This is a genomic window from Winogradskyella aurantiaca, from assembly GCF_003362725.1.
Taxonomy (GTDB): Bacteria; Bacteroidota; Bacteroidia; order Flavobacteriales; family Flavobacteriaceae; genus Winogradskyella_A; species Winogradskyella_A aurantiaca.
In genome coordinates, this window is the sequence record NZ_QKTV01000001.1 from 1 (window position 1) to 16,151 (window position 16,151).

Genomic DNA, 16,151 nt, shown 5'->3' on the forward strand with positions numbered 1-16,151 from the left:
GTACAAAGGTGTAATCGTAGGTACCAAAGGCGATGTCTGCCACAATGTTGTCAAACTCGGTAACGGAATAGTTATAGGTGTTATCGTCATTGCTAATAGTGATGTCTCCATCTACCCATGATCCAATTAATGGATGACTGGATGTGGATACAAACACGGCTGCTGAAGTTGTTTCTGCTTGATCCGCTACAATGCCTAAAAAGATGTTTGATGAAATTGGATCAATGGCGCCACAGTCTACAGTTAGAGATCCTGTTACTTCTGGATAACATCCACCTGATCTAACAAAGCTGTAATCGTAAGTACCAAAGGCGATGTCTGCCACAATGTTATCAAACTCAGTAACTGAGTAGTTATAGGTATTGTCGTCATTGCTGATAGTAATGTCGCCGTCTACCCAGGATCCAATTAATGGATGACTGGAGGTGGATACAAATAACGCTGCCGAAGTTGTTTCTGCTTGATCAGCAACAATGCCTAAGAAGATATTTGATGAAATTGGATCAATGGCGTCACAATCTACAGTAAGAGATCCTGTTACTTCTGGGTAACAACCTCCTGAGCGTACAAAGGTGTAATCGTAGGTACCAAAGGCGATGTCTGCCACAATGTTGTCAAACTCGGTAACGGAATAGTTATAGGTGTTATCGTCATTGCTAATAGTGATGTCTCCATCTACCCATGATCCAATAAGTGGATGGCTGGATGTCGATACAAATACCGCTGCCGAAGTGGTCTCTGCTTGATCCGCTACAATGCCTAAAAAGATGTTGGATGAAATTGGATCAATAGCATCACAGTCTACAGTAATGCTTCCTATTACTTCTGGATAACATCCACCTGATCTAACAAAGCTGTAATCGTAAGTACCAAAGGCAATGTCTGCTACAATGTTGTCAAACTCAGTTACTGAGTAGTTATAGGTATTATCAGCATTGCTAATAGTGATGTCTCCGTCTACCCAGGATCCAATTAGTGGATGGCTGGAGGTCGACACAAATACCGCTGCAGCGGTCATATCGCTAAGGGTTACCGTTTCATTAACGTTAGCCCCCGATACAGGAATACTCCCTGAAGCGGTTTCGTAACAGTGGGCCTCAATGGAATAAGCGTAAACGCCATCGGCCAAACTGGAAAAGGTAACTATCCCATCGGCGTCCGTAGATAGCGTCTGCGAATCTACCGTTACCTCGGCATTTTCAATGGGATTGTTGGTCCCGTCTTCTACCGTAATAAAGATGTTGTGTTGTGCCATGGCCGCAAAGAAGGACCATGTACAAAGCATTAAAGTGTAGAGTTTTTTCATGATGTCTTATCTGATTTGTTAGTATTCGGTTTTGGTTGGATGCCCTTAAATAATTTGGCCATACCCGTTTTTAGCGACTCGTTTTTTTCAATGAGATCACTGAGTTCTTTATCCAGGTCTTCCGTTTTTGGAGTACTGGATGCTTTGTTATTAGAATGTTTGGACTTGCTCAATTAGCTTGTGATTTTCAGCTAAACTATTAGAGCATGACTGTATGAAAGGGGTGCGAGGAGTTACAATAGTGCTACAAAAGCAATTTTTAGGGGAACAAAACTACTACAAAGCGATTTATCTGTCTGAATAACAGAAGTTTATAAACGATAAAATGTTTAATGAAAAAGGTGATAATTGCTCAGACATTGCTGCCTAAAGGCCACTTAAATAGGCAATTAGATTCTCGTCACGATCAATATCCAGCTTTTTCCGCAAGCGGAAACGGGCCATATTTATGCTCTTTAAACTCTGGTGGGTAATGGCCGAGATTTCTTTGGACGACATGTTTAATCTCAGGAAGGCACAGATCTTAATTTCGTTTGGGGTTAAGTCCGGATGTGCTTCATTGAGTCTGTTGTAGAAATCAATATGCACCTCTTTAAAACGCAGTTCAAACTCGTCCCATAATTTCTGAGACGAATTAATACGAATCTCATTGATGATTTGCTGGATGACCTCTTTGTTGTCCTTCTTAGCATCCGGTTTTAATTCGATGAGCTGTTTGGAAATGGAGGTGATGAACTCATTCTTTTCAAGCAGGTACATGAGCTTTGAGACCAGATCTTTCTTTTTGTAATCCAGGTCCTGTTCTAGTTGCTTTTTCTCCAATTTTAAATTGTCCTCAGCAAGTTGAAGTTTGGCATTTTTATTCTTCTGATTAAAAAAAGCCAGAACCAGAATGGCTACCAAGAACACCCCAAGTACAATAAATCCAATGAGCTTTAACTCACGGTTTTTATAGGCCGCTTCCTTGTAGATCAAGTCAATCTCCTTTTGTTTTAATATCGCATCAAACTCATTTTGCAGTTTCAGGGTTGTGAGCTGCTTCACATCATTCTCATCTTGATACTGCTGATTAAAATCGGTGTAAATCTTATAATAATGCAGGGCCGAGTCGGTCTGTTTTTCAGCATCATAGACATCCGCCAGAACTTTAGCACTCTTGTAAGCACTTAATTTATAGGAATTATCCTGGGACATTTTTAGTCCCTTGTGAGCGTACTGGGCAGCCGCATCCCACTCTTGCATCTGATAGTAGACCTCAGCAGCATTGCTATACACCTCCACAGCTCTCAAGGATTTTGGGCCTGTATTAAACGAATCTGATTTGTTCTCCAAAGCGTTAAGGGCCATATCCAAAAATTCTTCCGCTTTTTCAAGTTCACCATTATTTAGATAGATTTCTGAGACCGAATTGTAAATGGAAGCCAGGCTCAGCCAGTTTTCATTTTTTAAATGGTAACCCGTTAAATTCAAATAGCCTTCAATAGCCTGGTCATCCTTCCCCTGGATACTATTAATCAGCGCTATATTGTACAATGGATACACCGAATTAGGTTCATCGTCCTGCTTCAGAAACAGATCATAGGCCTTAGAGAAATTGAGCTGGGCATCGTCATAATCTTCTATCTGCTTGTATAAGAGGCCCATGTTATTATACAGATGGGGTAATAAGGCCTCAAAGCTAGCCTCCTCGGCCATTTCAAGACTCTGCTGGTAAAAGGACAAGGATTCAATGTAATTGTTTTGCGCCAGGTTAATATTACCCATTAGCATGGTATTACGTGCATACTGGAAGGTACTGTCGGTATCACGATACAGCTCCATGGCCTCCTGGTAGTATACCTTGGCGGAATCAAGATTGTTTTGCCTTACAAAATTATAACCCAGAGCCGCTGACACTTCGGCCTGTTTTACAAGCAATCGTTCTAATTTTGAAAGCGCTAAAGCTTGCTTTAAATACCAGCGCGACGAATCCAGATCTTTGCTTTCGTACCACTGCGACAAGGATAGCAGGGCTTCCACCTGTTCCAGATTACTTTGCGCAGCGTCCCTATTAGCCTGCAATTGCTGTAGCGTTGTTTGGGCCCAGGCACCACAAACGATGAGAAATAAAAACAAACTTAGACAACGCTTCATGGTTTCAAATATAGAAAAAGGGAACTGAAGCCAATACCATCCGTCAACTAATTGCTACAAGACTCAAAACTGAAAGCCCAAACGGGCAAAGGGACCATAGACGCGCCCTTTATAGATGGTTTCCTTTTCTTCTGCCTCGGAGTTGATGTAGTAATTTCGGTAGCCTAGGGCCATACTAAAAGTTTTAGTAAGGTGATAGATGGCCTGCGCTTGAAACTGATAGGAGTCCACATTGCGTATGGGGCCAAAATCGGTATAACCAGTGAGCTCCAAACGTTCGTGAGGCCTGTATTTAATTTGGAAACCTAAAATAGGATCCCACCAGAACACCTGTCGCTCTCCAGTAAAAGTAACCCCAACGATATCCGTTTCCCCTGTTATTTTGGTGTAGAGCATACGCACACCCAACAAGACATCCAGGTCCAGTTTGGGGTTTTTAAGAATTCGATAACCCCCAGTAATTTCGCTAGTAAGGTAGGTGAATCGGTAATCAACCCCTTCGGTTATGATTTGTAAAGGAGTAATGGCTTGCCCCTCTAGAATCAATGAGGTGACGTTTGCACGGATTATAAAATGTTCGCCCTTATAGTCCATCCCCATCATGGTGATAAACCTAATGGAACTACTTAAATCACTAAAGCTCAGGTCCACCTGATAACGCGGTGGCGGTTCCGGTAAGGTAGAAGGTTGAGGGGGTGCTATAATTTCCCCTTTTAGGCCCAGAAACCAAAAAAAGGGACTGACCTTAAACTTATAATCGCTGTAATACTCCACCGTTTTTGGTTCGGGAATGCTATCCTGAGCACTGAGCACGGAAACACCCAACACGGTCATCACAATACAAACCAGAATTTTTTTCATAATCCATTCGGATATTACCGATTAAATTTAATGGATTTTCAACAGTATCAAAATTATTTCTTTGCTCAGTAAAATGCGTATTTTTAAGAGCACTATTAACCAAACATTGATATGAAAAAAATCCTCTTACTAAGCCTTATTTGCTTTACAACACTCGCTATGGTTCCTCAAGGATTGGAAGCCCAGGAAAAAAGCAAGGAATACCTCATCGAATCTTCTAACCTTAAAGAACTAAAAAAGTACAAATGGAAGGATGTCCATAAGTACTTTAAGAGCTTCAATAAAAAAGATGAAGTGGTACTCCGTGTCAAATACGAAAACCCAGCAGCTGAACCTGAGAAAAAAGGCCAGGTCGATAATTTTGACATTAGTGTTTCTGGAGAAGCCCGAAACATTAAAGACCTCACGACTAAAATGGAGAACCTTATTGAAATTTTAAGCTCCAGATTCTAGGCGAGGCCATGCCGTCGTATGTTGGCTAAAAATGACGCCCTAACCGAAAACTATTTTAAACTTCCGAAATCGTTATCGTACTGTTTATAAGGGTTTCAAGACGAATATTACCTTAAAAAACCTAATGAATGTCATAAAAACTATTCATTAGAATTTTAAACTTTGTGACTAGCATTCCTTACGGAATTAAGTAAATTGAAATGCCATTTAAAATCCTAATTAAATGAACCTAAGTAAAGAACAATTAGACGTCCAAGGACTAGATAAAATAAAGACCGATTTTCACTATCTGGTCACCCTGTTTAAAGAAATGCTCCATTCTATTGGAGAAGGTGAGCTGGCCGATCAACTACCTTTTAATGGGCATGCACCAACCGATCACCATTTTCATTCGGATGAAAAACTATCGCAGGCCATTGGTATTTGTTTTGAGCTGTTGAATCTGGCTGAAGAAAATGCGGCCACCCAATACCGTCGTAAGTCCGAAACAGAATTTGATCTATCGTCTACCCGTGGGTCCTGGGGAGAAACCATTCAAGAGTGGAAAGATCGCGGTCTGAACCCAGAAATGGTAGCCGCTAAACTAAAGAATATCAAGATAGCACCGGTGCTTACGGCCCACCCAACGGAGGCCAAGCGCTTAACCGTGCTCGACATTCACCGCGAACTGTACCTCTGTTTGGTACAAAGTGAAAATCCCAATTGGTCACGTCATGAGCAGGACCAGTTAAAATACCAGATCATGAGTTTACTGGAGCGCCTGTGGCGAACCGGGGAGATCTATTTACAGAAACCCCGTTTGGAAGATGAGCGCAGCAATTTAATGCACTACTTCACCAATGTATTCCCAGAGGCGGTACATCTCACCGACGAGCGTTTAAAGGATGCCTGGATCAATGCTGGTTTCCCTGAAGACTTGCTGCAATGGCCCGAAGAATTTCCGGTGACCCAATTTGGTAGCTGGGTTGGTGGCGACCGTGATGGTCACCCCTTTGTTACCCCAGAATTCACCAAGAGTACCCTGATTCTGCACCGTGAGGCGGCCCTAAAGATGATCCATGATCAATTAGTGGACTTGGCAGCTAAGCTTAGTTTCTCGGTATATCAGGTGGCCATTCCGGAAGGTATCAAGGAAACCCTGGCCCTTACCGCCAAACAACTAGGAGCTAAAGGACAAGAGGCGATGGATCGTAATCCATCTGAGCCCCTGAGACAATTGATCAACTTATTACTGGTGCGCTTGGAGTACACCATGAATAACGACAGCTCAATGGGAGAGGTGGGGTATTTTAAATCAGCCTCTGAACTGTCTGAAGCACTAAAACAACTACGTGAGTTGCTGGAAGAATTAGGAGCAACCCGTATTGCCAAGCAGTGGCTGTTCCCAGCCGAGCGTTTGGTGCAGTGTTTTGGCTTCCACCTGGCCAAGCTGGACATCCGTCAAAATTCTGCCTACCATGAAAAAGCCATGTCGCAGATTCTGGCCACCTCTGGCTTGGAAGATCACGACTACGGCACCTGGTCCGAAGAGAAGCGTCTGGACTTCCTTAATACCGAATTAAAAAGCAAACGCCCTTTCCTGGTTGGAGGAGTGTCTTGCGGCCCGGAAGCGGATAATGTCCTGGGCTACCTTCGCGTGGTTAAGGAGTATGTGGATGCCTATGGTACCGATGGTATTGGCTCAGTGATTGTGAGTATGACCCGTAGTTTGAGCGACCTCTTGGTGGTCTATGTCTTGTTACGCGAAGTGGGCCTAACCGATGCCCATTTACCAGTGGTACCACTACTTGAAACCGTGGACGATCTCGAGGCAGGACCGGACATTTTACGCGCTTACCTAGCCCACCCGGTTGTGGTGGCACAGCGTGAGGCCAAAGACCAGTTTACTCAGGAAATCATGTTGGGCTATTCCGATAGTAATAAGGATGGTGGTGTGTTGACCAGCCGTTGGAGCATTTATAAGGCCGAGGAAAACCTCACTGAGGTCGCCAATGAGTTTGGCGTGGCCCTTTGTTTCTTCCACGGACGAGGAGGCACTATTAGCCGTGGTGGTGGAAAGATCCACCGTTTCCTGGAGAGTATGCCAGCCGGTTCTATGAGTGGTCATATTAAAATTACCATCCAGGGTGAGACCATTGCCAATCAGTTTGCCAACCGCTTAACAGCGGCCTATAATATGGAAATGCTCATTGCCGGTACGGCCAAGCAAACCCTCATTAACCCAGAAAATAATAAACCGGAATCCCTATACCGCATCATGGATCAGCTGGTGGAAATGGCACGTAGTAATTACAGAAAGTTATTGGACCACCCGCGTTTTATGGATTTCTACACCAAGGCAACACCTATTGATGTGTTGGAACAGAGTAAGATTGGTTCCCGTCCATCGCGACGTACGGGTCAACGTTCACTGGACGATTTGCGTTCCATCCCCTGGGTATTTAGCTGGAATCAGGCCCGCTTTAATCTAACAGGTTGGTTTGGTACCGGTGCCGCATTAAATGAGTTTAAGGAAGCCCATCCGGAGGATTTTGAAATACTTAAGGATCTGGCCGACCGTTGGCCTTTCTTAAAATACCGATTGATTCAAATCGAGTCCAATCTTTTAAATGCCGATGCGGAGATTATGAAGTGCTTTGCTGAGTTCCTGGAAGAGGAAGATGTCCGTCAGGAGTTTATGGACATGATTCTTGGAGATTATGAAACCTGTTTGCAACGCATTGAAGACCTCATGGGTGCCACGGCCGAAGAGCGTCGTATCAGCAAAATGCAGAACAACAAACTGCGTGAAGCCGCCCTTAAAAAGCTGCATACCATCCAACTGGACCGCTTGAAGAAATGGCGCGCCGTTAAGGATAAGGATGAAGCACAAAGTCATCAGTATTTACTTCAGTTATTACTGAATGTCAATGCTCTTTCCGGAGGTTTAAAAAGTACTGGTTGATTTTTTAATACAATTAGATTTGGAAAGACGCTCTTTGAGCGTCTTTTTTTGATTGCCAATGTCAGTTCGAGTGAACTGCCTTTGGCAGTTTGTATCGAGAACTGTTTTTAGTGTTTAAGTCCAGAGACATCTCGATACAATTCTCTCTTTGTTCGAATCACTCGATGTGACAATTTCGGGCATGAAGATAAACCCAATTCCGGCAGCGCCGGAACATCCGCTGGTGTTAGTTTAAGCACAAACCAACTCTAATTGTCACCCTGAACTCGATTCAGGGTCTTATGAGATGCTGAATCAAGTTCAGCATGACAATCGGTTTTTTAAATTTATTTCACATCAATATTTATCACCGTGAACATGTCTATCGACAAAGCAGGCTTGATTCAGGGTCTCTAAGAATCCAAAATTGAATTCGTAGCTTTAGGCTATGGTCAGAAGAGCCTACCATAATTACTGGGTTTACATCATAACAAATAAACCTCGAGGCACCTTATACATAGGAGTGACAGGAGGTATCGATGACCGTATGGAACGGCATAAAGATGGTAAAGGAAGTGGGTTCGCTTCAAAATACAAATTAGATCTGCTGGTCTATTACGAAGAGTTTCAGTTTATAAACGACGCTATTGCCAGGGAGAAGCAATTGAAGAATTGGCATCGTGATTGGAAAATAGATTTAATTGAAAAGACCAATCCGGATTGGAAGGACCTTTGGAATACTAAGGGTAAGGGGTTGAGATGCTGAATCAAGTTCAGCATGACAAATGGTAATTTCTAACATAAAATTACGTAGAACTACGTAGTAAAACCCCTTTAAAAACCAGTACTTTCGTGATGCTATTAATCAACATCTAGGGATTAAAATACACTAATAGTTTGGAGGGTTCTCTCTTGTTGGCACCAACTAGAAAGACGCATCTTTACAGATGCGTCTTCCACTTAACCCGCTCATTGTAACAATGAACTAAACTATATTTTAAAAGGCTCCGCCCCCCCCGGGATCGGTTGTTTCTTCACATTCGGTTAGATCGGTTTGTACAAACATGGCCCAGCCGTTACCTTCAAACTGCGCACCTTCTGCCCAGGCGGTCTCACCACCCGTTGGTCCTTCCACCTCAGCATGCGCCGCAAAGCAAATGGTATCTCCTAGCGCGTCCAGGCTAATGCTGTAGACGACCTCGGTATCGCTAGCAGAAATGGGTTGGGTATATTCAAACTGCCCTATTTGTGGATTGCCACCGCCATTTAGGGGCACCCAATCCTCTTCGCAATTCCCCACTTGCAAATGGCTAATGCCAATGGTCCACTCGGGGTTCATGCTATAGGTAATAATTAAATTGCCATCTTCAATGGCTACCGATACAATACCAGACTCGTAATGCTGACCGGCCATTAGACTTGTAGTAAAACAAGGTCCATCGTCAGACTCTGTGGAGGTATCGGTTTCAGATTCCGTTTCTACCTTCGCATCAATTTCAGTAGAATTACTTTGGTCTTGCAGGTCTAAAAAAGGGTCTGCTGTACAAGATGCCAATGCAATGGCCATTACAACTAGTAGCCCCAAATAGGTTGATTTGTTCATGATAGTAGAATTTGGCTTAACAGTATAAACCTAGACAATAACAGCTGTTATCACCACTTTTTTAGACGTACGAATTATTATATTAACGTTTCAAAATTTTTTCTTACAATAGTAATTCGCTTTGTCGAACCGGGATCTTAGTAACATTCCCAGAAGTTGGTATTTTGATAGGGAGGATGCTATCTTCGCCGTATAATCCTGTTAAGATGAACATCAATCGCGTACGACGCTTCATTATGGCAGCAGCCATGATCATCATGCTGGCCAATCTGGTCCTCCTCAATTACCAGGATCTCAGTTGGGAGGCCAATGCCATTAACTATATGGGTATTGCTGCCATGTGGCTGGTGGTGTTTTTTATGTACTTTACCATGAAGCAAGAAGAGAAGCAGGGTAAATAAGCTTCTTATTGCTCTGAACTTGTCATCTTGAGTAAATCGAGGGACCTTTTGAATGTCATATGAGATGCTGAATCAAGTTCAGCATGACAAATCATTAATGAAGCGTAATTGTCAAACCCTATTCCGGCGCAGCCGGAACCTTTTGCCCTCAGCTTCGACTTCGGGACACAGCCGCTGAAGGAAGGGGAAGAGCAAAATGCTTGTTTGAGGTCCGCAGGCCGAGGTCAGTTTGCGACCCTTACAAAGCGATGCTGGGTGAAGAAGAAGGTGCAGGCTAGCGTTTTTTGGTACTTTTTTTGGCAATGAAAAAAAGTACAAGATGAAAACACCCCCCCTATGTTAATCATTTCCCAATGACATTTTCTGTCATAACAATTCCAGAGAAATACCCCTAATTTCATAATTGAATTTAAAAACCTCGCATTATGGACAACACGAAGTTATTACAACTCCACGAGCAGATTAAAAAGGAAACCCCTTTAATGGTAACTGTCCAAAAGAAGGGCTTATTTACTATGGTGAGACGTATGTATGCCGAGATGCAGCACAACATTCCCATTAAATGGAGAACCGGTATTTCCAAATCGGTGCGCAACGGCAAAGAGGCCTGCGAGCGCCTAAAGGACGAGTGGCACGAGATCTATTTTGAGCTCAAAACCCAACTGCTGGAAACCGCACCAGAACTGTATCAACAACTATTTACAGGAGACGACCAGCGTCTTCGTTACGTCGCTATAAAAGCCTAGTTTAGATTGCTTTCTAATTAGGTATAACAACCCATGACTGCAGACTTCAGGACTAAGTTCCTGGTCTGCAGTTTTTTTGCCTACATCTCACAGAAAACCACAACTTATCAACCTCACTGTTAATAAATTACGTAGATCTACGTAGAAAACTAAAACCAGAAATTACTAATTTCAAGCATTCTTACAAACGAGATACCAACGCAATATCTCTAAAGAGGATCATCTTCTCGATTCGTTGTTGACGCACGATAGTACTTAACCCTTAATTGGGCATACTACTACCGCGTGTTTTTTTATTTAAGTAACCTCTAACACACACCCAATTATGAAGAAGCAAAGTCTTATTACACTATTTCTATTTGTCAGTTTTTTCAATTTATTATCCGCGAAACAAATTGATTTTACTATTAAAAATAGAACTGAACAAATTATTACAACACTTGAGTACTGGTTAGGTTCAGCAACAGAATCTCTTTCCCCAGGTTTAAATTTTTCATCCAAGGGATCCTTGAACATAGATGGATCTAAAACTATCCCTATCAATTTTCATAAGAAAAAACGAAACACAATAATTGTTCGAGCATATCTGAAAGGAGGAGGCTTTGTTAGACAAAAATATACAGTTTCGAAAGGTGAGTTGACACCGAGTATTGATTTAATGAATATTGCAGAAAGAGTTCCTACCGATGAATTCGAGAAGGTTAAACGTAAGTTTACAGAGCTAAAATTAGATAATGGCTATGTTAAGAGTAGTGAGTTGAACGGATTAAATTCTGTTATAGGATCAATTGTTATTTACAATCAAGAAGGCAAGATTATTTCAAAAATCGATCCCAATGTTCTTGGTACTAAATTAAGTGGAACCTCATTGCCAGATTTAAAGCAAACAATATCAGGACTTTTTTCAAGTGAAACAGCCTTCGATGCTGATGTTAATTTACCTTTCGTCAGTGTGAGTTCTGCCTTTGGTAGTGGGGATGTAGCCAAATTTGTTTATGAAATAGAGGATGTAGGTCAATTCACGTGGTCCTCAGAGAACGGAACGGACTTAGCAGAATTATTCTTTGCTCTGCCAGATCAAAGAAAAGAAGCACTGGTCCAGCTGTACAGTGACCATCCAAATGCCAAAATGGAGTTTATTGATAAAGCTTTCGTAATTGGAAGACTTGAAATCATTACACAAAAAACAAGGAAATTAGATGTTTCCGCAGAGGTTAATGGCTCAACCTTTGTAACTGTAAATGGTAACTATAATTTCATAGATGACCTTAAAGATGAATTTGTGCTAAATGATGTCATTACAGAAGCAACAGGCTATGATGCTACAAATCTTCTTAAAACTCTTTATGTGCAGGAAATGACGAAAAGAGCCAATCTACAACGACAAGACGAAATCAACCAGCTCAGAGAACAATATGCCTCTTTAAGGGAACAATATCCAGAATTACTCGAAGAAACGAATAATGTAAATAAGATGAAGAAAGCTATAATGGATCTTTCAGATAACGAAGAAGATAAATTGATAATTAATAAGGAATTGCAAAAGATAAACTTTGATTCAAAAGATGAAATACGAATTCAAAGGGGTTCTGGAACCTTCTAAGACTTCTTATTACAAGTGAAGTATAAGGTTTGGTCAGTATTCTTAAATTCGGTTGAATCTTTATTGGTTCTTTTCTTTTTTCATTGATAAAAAAGAAACAAAAAATCTAGGCTGCACTTTTAGAGCTTGAAAACCTGGCAACCCTTGTCATCCTGCGCATTGCAAACACTGCGTTAGGCAATGCTCGCCAGCGATGCCCTTCCAAGCGTTTTGGTTTTACTACGCTAAAAAACTGAGGCCAAATCCCTTTCATTGGGTATGCAGAGAAAACCTAATTCCGGCATCGCCGGAAAACAAGGCCCTCTGATTTGGCAGGCGAGTGTCAATGATGCCAGATGACGTTAAAAATCAAATGCTGTTTGAGCGTTAGCGAGTTCATTTTATTTAGGCAAATGGCATCTTTATTGACCGCCGAAAATCTAAGGCCTAGACCTTTTTCGGGTGCCTCATAACAGACATCTACTAGATCTCAGTTATTCACCAATTGCCGCAATGGAAATATCGAACATCTTTGATGTTAGATATTCACGAATTCCTATTTATAGCAATAGAATTGACATGAGTAAAAAAGGACAAAACAAAAATAAACGCTGGCTAGACCCACCCTAGGGTGCCTCATAACAGACATCCACTGGATCTCTGTTATTCACCAATTTGGGCGATGCAAATGTCGAGCATCTTTGATGTGAGATATTCACGAATTCCTATTTATCAAAATAGAAATCACATGAGTAAAAAAGTAAAAGAGAAAAACCAAATATCCCTAACTTTAAAACCACAATCAACCACCAAAAAAAATGAACTTCACAGGAAAAAATGTCTTAATAACTGGAGGATCTCGCGGTATCGGCAAAGCCACAGCACTGGCTTTTGCCAAAGCCGGAGCCATGGTTGGGATTAATTATAAGAGTAATACAGAAAAAGCCAAAGAAACCCTAGATCTTCTAAAAGGTGAAGGCCACAAGCTGTTCCAATACAACATCTCATCGAGGGAGGACCAACAAGCCCTGATCCAGGACTTTATAAAAGTTTATGGAAAACTGGATATTCTGGTAAACAACGCCGGTATTTCCATACCTCATGACATCGACGACGTGGATTTTGACGACTGGTCCAGGGCCTGGGAGCAGACGCTTCAGACCAATTTATTAGCCCCCGCCAACCTCAGCTATTTAGCCGCTAAGGAGATGATATCAACAGGTGGAGGCCGTATTGTCAATGTCTCCAGCAGAGGAGCTTTTAGAGGAGAACCCACCAAACCCGCTTATGGTGCCAGCAAGGCGGCTTTAAACGCCATGAGCCAATCTTTGGCCAAGCGCTTAGCCCCTTATCAAATCTATGTGGGAGCCGTAGCTCCGGGCTTTACGGAAACCGATATGGGAGCCAAAACTCTCACCCCAGTGGAGCGCGAGAACCTGTTACGCGAATCCCCCTTTAAACGCATGGCCCAACCAGAAGAGGTAGCCCATGCGGTTTTGTTTTTAGCCTCAGAAGGCGCTGCCTATTCTAGTGGTGCTATTATTGATGTAAATGGGGCGAGTTATTTAAGAAGTTAGTCCTATTTAAGAGGTTAAAGAAGGTTTATTTACCAAACTACTGCGGAATAAATTAAATTTATCCCATGGAAAAATCCCACTTTTTTTCATTCCTCTTTTTTTTCCTGGGTATAGCCTTCATTTCAACCATCTCAGCACAGGTCATTCCCAGAGATACCATTCTGCATTACGCAGCTAAGCTTGAGGATCCCAATTCAAATAAAGAACTTATTGAGGCCTACACGGTTTTCAAACAGGTACAGCTAGATTATCAGAAGAGCGGGGTACCTCTGGGTGAAGTTTATGCCCTTGTGCACATTAGCAAGGCCCAGCGCAAAATAGGAGACTTAAATGATGCCGAACAGTCTTCAATAGAGGCTTTGCGTATTTTAAATACTCAGGCCGACAGCCTAAGGGATGTTAAAAAGTATAAAACTATATTTTACAACCAATTGGGAATGCTGTATGGGGAACTTAAAGATTATGAAAGATCCAGAAATTTTTATAATAAGTCCTTAGACTTTAAAACAGGGTTTCAAGACCTTGCCATAATTGAAAATAACTTAGGTTATACTTATACGCGTCAAAAAAACTACGCTGAGGCCATACCACACTTTCAACTCGCCATAGCCTTATTGGATGAATTAGGAGATACCTCATCCACAACAAGAGCGCGTTCTTTAAACAACCTTGGTTTTGCACAAGTACATATAAATCAAGAAGAGGGCTTTGCAACCATGCAGAAGGCACTTAAAATTAATAAACGTGAGGGTTACCAAACAGGCCTGTTTGTAAGCTATAAAGACCTCACCCTCGCCTATCTGTATACAAACAATCAGGAACAGGCCAGAAATTATGCCAACCGGGCCTATACCTTAGTCTTAAAAACCAACAATACACAGCGCCTTATTAAGGCTATAGAATTACAATTAGAAACAGGAAATTATAGTAATTATCAACGCTACAAGGTCCTTAATGACAGTATCACTTCATTACAACAACGCAACAGAAATCAATACGCCGCACTCAAATATAGCAATGAGCAAGCCAGAGCTGATGCTAATGAGGCACAATTAAACTTCGAACAGGCCAAATTTGAACAAAAACGGCAGCAAGGTTTAAAACTAATTTTTATTCTCATCTCAATTATTCTCCTTAGTGGGGGGGTACTCTTTTATTTTTATCTACGCGCTAAGAATAGAAAAAAAACGCTGCTGGAAGTCATGAATACAGAGAGTCGCATCTCACAGCAAATCCACGACGAAGTGGCCAACGAGGTCTTTCAAATGATGACACGTATGGAAGAACAGGATTTAGAAGACCCCACTCTGGTGGATGATATGGAAGACCTTTATGTAAAAACAAGAGACATTTCAAAAGAACATGCCTTAATAGCCAAACAAGAAAATTTTGCAGATAGCCTACAAGATCTCGTACATAATTTTTCCAATGACGACACCCGCATTATTATTAATGGCTTATCTGATGTTAACTGGAACAAATATCCGCCATTAAAACGGGAGGCCCTGTACAAGGTATTACAGGAACTACTCATTAATATGAAAAAACACAGCAAGGCCAATCTTGTGGGCCTGCGCTTTAAAGAACAAGGTAAAAAACTAGGCTTGTCCTATACAGATAATGGGCAAGGAGGCCCCATAAATTCTGCTTCCGGATTAATAAATGCGGAAAACCGTATGCGTGCCGTTGGAGGCTCCTTTACTTTTGAGTCTAATGATCAAAACGGATTTAAAGCCCAGATTTATGTATAAGCGCGTACTTATTGTAGACGACCACGACGCCATTTTACACAGCATTACCAAGGTGCTGCATTCTTACAAAATATCCCAGATAGACAGCGTCCAGTATTGTGATGATGCCTTTTTAAAATACAAACGGGCCCTCTTAGACGGCAATGCCTATGATTTAATCATCACCGACCTGTGCTTTAAAAAAGACTACAGAAACACCCATCTGGCTTCAGGAGAGGACTTGATAGAAGCCATACGCGCCACAGATAAAGGCATTAGCATTATTGTGTATTCCATGAACGACCAGCTGCAGAAGGTCCGCTATCTGGTAAAAAGCTGCGCGGTTAATGGTTTTGTATGCAAAGACCGCCGGGGTTCTTTGGAACTAACATCTGCCTTAATGGACACCAGCAAAGGAGTTACCTACCTCTCACCACAAATTGTGGACGCCATGAGCCGCAAAGAGGACCTCGAAATCCTGGATTACGACATCACTCTATTAAAACTCCTATCTCAGGGAAAATCCCAAGAGGAGATCAGCCACCACTTTAAAACCAGAGCTATTAAACCCAGCAGCCTTAGCTCCATTGAAAAGCGCTTAAACCGCCTTCGTATACAGTTTAAGGCTGAAAATGCCATTCATCTGGTTTCACAGGCCAAAGACCTTGGCTTGATTTAACTGCATTTATTGCGGAATCCCGTAAAACAATCACCTGGACCAGACGTAGCTTTAACATGCTATTTAATCAAGCCCCTCTACTTGTGCTTAAGTATGAGGTTATAAAAGGCGCGTCCGGTCAGACGCGTCTTTTGCTTTACGGGAAGCCGTAATGATC

Annotated in this window: 14 protein-coding genes; 9 read left to right on the forward strand and 5 right to left on the reverse strand. The window is 42.0% G+C overall.

Annotation, left to right across the window (positions count from 1 at the left end):
* The 4 genes from DN064_RS00005 to DN064_RS00015 all read right to left on the reverse strand — a co-directional run.
* On the reverse strand, positions 1-1,306 hold a 1,306-nt coding region (locus DN064_RS00005; protein ID WP_198659377.1), incomplete at its 3' end, for a carboxypeptidase-like regulatory domain-containing protein.
* Positions 1,303-1,479, reverse strand: a complete 177-nt coding sequence (locus tag DN064_RS14110) for a hypothetical protein (protein WP_157962177.1) — start codon at positions 1,477-1,479, stop codon at positions 1,303-1,305. The genes DN064_RS00005 and DN064_RS14110, both read right to left, overlap by 4 nt.
* Before the next feature lie 193 nt (positions 1,480-1,672).
* On the reverse strand, positions 1,673-3,439 hold the full coding sequence (locus DN064_RS00010) for a tetratricopeptide repeat protein (RefSeq protein ID WP_115460563.1): 1,767 nt from the start codon (positions 3,437-3,439) through the stop codon (positions 1,673-1,675).
* Between the two features lie 63 nt (positions 3,440-3,502).
* Complete coding sequence (locus DN064_RS00015) at positions 3,503-4,300, reverse strand: DUF481 domain-containing protein (RefSeq protein WP_115460564.1); 798 nt, start codon at positions 4,298-4,300, stop codon at positions 3,503-3,505.
* 111 nt (positions 4,301-4,411) lie between these two features.
* Between DN064_RS00015 and DN064_RS00020 the strand changes: the two genes are divergently transcribed.
* The 3 genes from DN064_RS00020 to DN064_RS00030 all read left to right on the forward strand — a co-directional run bounded on the left by DN064_RS00020 (position 4,412) and on the right by DN064_RS00030 (position 8,442).
* Positions 4,412-4,753, forward strand: a complete 342-nt coding sequence (locus DN064_RS00020; RefSeq protein WP_157962178.1) for a hypothetical protein — start codon at positions 4,412-4,414, stop codon at positions 4,751-4,753.
* A gap of 223 nt (positions 4,754-4,976) precedes the next feature.
* Entirely contained in the window at positions 4,977-7,697 is a 2,721-nt protein-coding gene (locus DN064_RS00025; protein WP_115460566.1) for a phosphoenolpyruvate carboxylase, read from the forward strand.
* A 427-nt stretch (positions 7,698-8,124) separates the two neighbouring features.
* Positions 8,125-8,442 carry a GIY-YIG nuclease family protein gene (locus tag DN064_RS00030; protein WP_115460567.1) on the forward strand — a complete coding sequence of 106 codons (318 nt, stop codon included), beginning with the start codon at positions 8,125-8,127 and terminating at the stop codon, positions 8,440-8,442.
* Positions 8,443-8,673: 231 nt separating this feature from the next.
* On the opposite strand, the gene DN064_RS00035 is transcribed toward DN064_RS00030, so the two are convergent.
* Positions 8,674-9,279 (reverse strand): hypothetical protein, encoded by a 606-nt coding sequence (locus DN064_RS00035; protein ID WP_115460568.1) that lies wholly within the window; start codon positions 9,277-9,279, stop codon positions 8,674-8,676.
* A gap of 206 nt (positions 9,280-9,485) precedes the next feature.
* On the opposite strand from DN064_RS00035, the gene DN064_RS00040 reads away from it, so the two are divergent.
* From DN064_RS00040 to DN064_RS00065, 6 genes are all read left to right on the forward strand, one after another.
* Positions 9,486-9,680: a hypothetical protein gene (locus tag DN064_RS00040; RefSeq protein ID WP_157962179.1), complete on the forward strand. Its 195-nt coding sequence runs from the start codon at positions 9,486-9,488 to the stop codon at positions 9,678-9,680.
* A 425-nt stretch (positions 9,681-10,105) separates the two neighbouring features.
* The gene (locus DN064_RS00045) at positions 10,106-10,426 is read left to right on the forward strand and encodes a hypothetical protein (protein WP_115460570.1); all 321 of its coding nucleotides are present in this window, start codon (positions 10,106-10,108) and stop codon (positions 10,424-10,426) included.
* A 325-nt stretch (positions 10,427-10,751) separates the two neighbouring features.
* The gene (locus DN064_RS00050; RefSeq protein WP_115460571.1) at positions 10,752-12,029 is read left to right on the forward strand and encodes a hypothetical protein; all 1,278 of its coding nucleotides are present in this window, start codon (positions 10,752-10,754) and stop codon (positions 12,027-12,029) included.
* A gap of 797 nt (positions 12,030-12,826) precedes the next feature.
* A complete protein-coding gene (locus DN064_RS00055) occupies positions 12,827-13,585 on the forward strand; it encodes an SDR family NAD(P)-dependent oxidoreductase (RefSeq protein WP_115460572.1) in 759 nt (252 codons plus the stop codon).
* Between the two features lie 65 nt (positions 13,586-13,650).
* Complete coding sequence (locus tag DN064_RS00060; protein ID WP_115460573.1) at positions 13,651-15,336, forward strand: tetratricopeptide repeat-containing sensor histidine kinase; 1,686 nt, start codon at positions 13,651-13,653, stop codon at positions 15,334-15,336.
* Positions 15,329-15,994 (forward strand): response regulator, encoded by a 666-nt coding sequence (locus DN064_RS00065; protein WP_115461337.1) that lies wholly within the window; start codon positions 15,329-15,331, stop codon positions 15,992-15,994. Before DN064_RS00060 ends, DN064_RS00065 begins: the two co-directional genes overlap by 8 nt.
* Positions 15,995-16,151 lie beyond the last annotated feature (157 nt).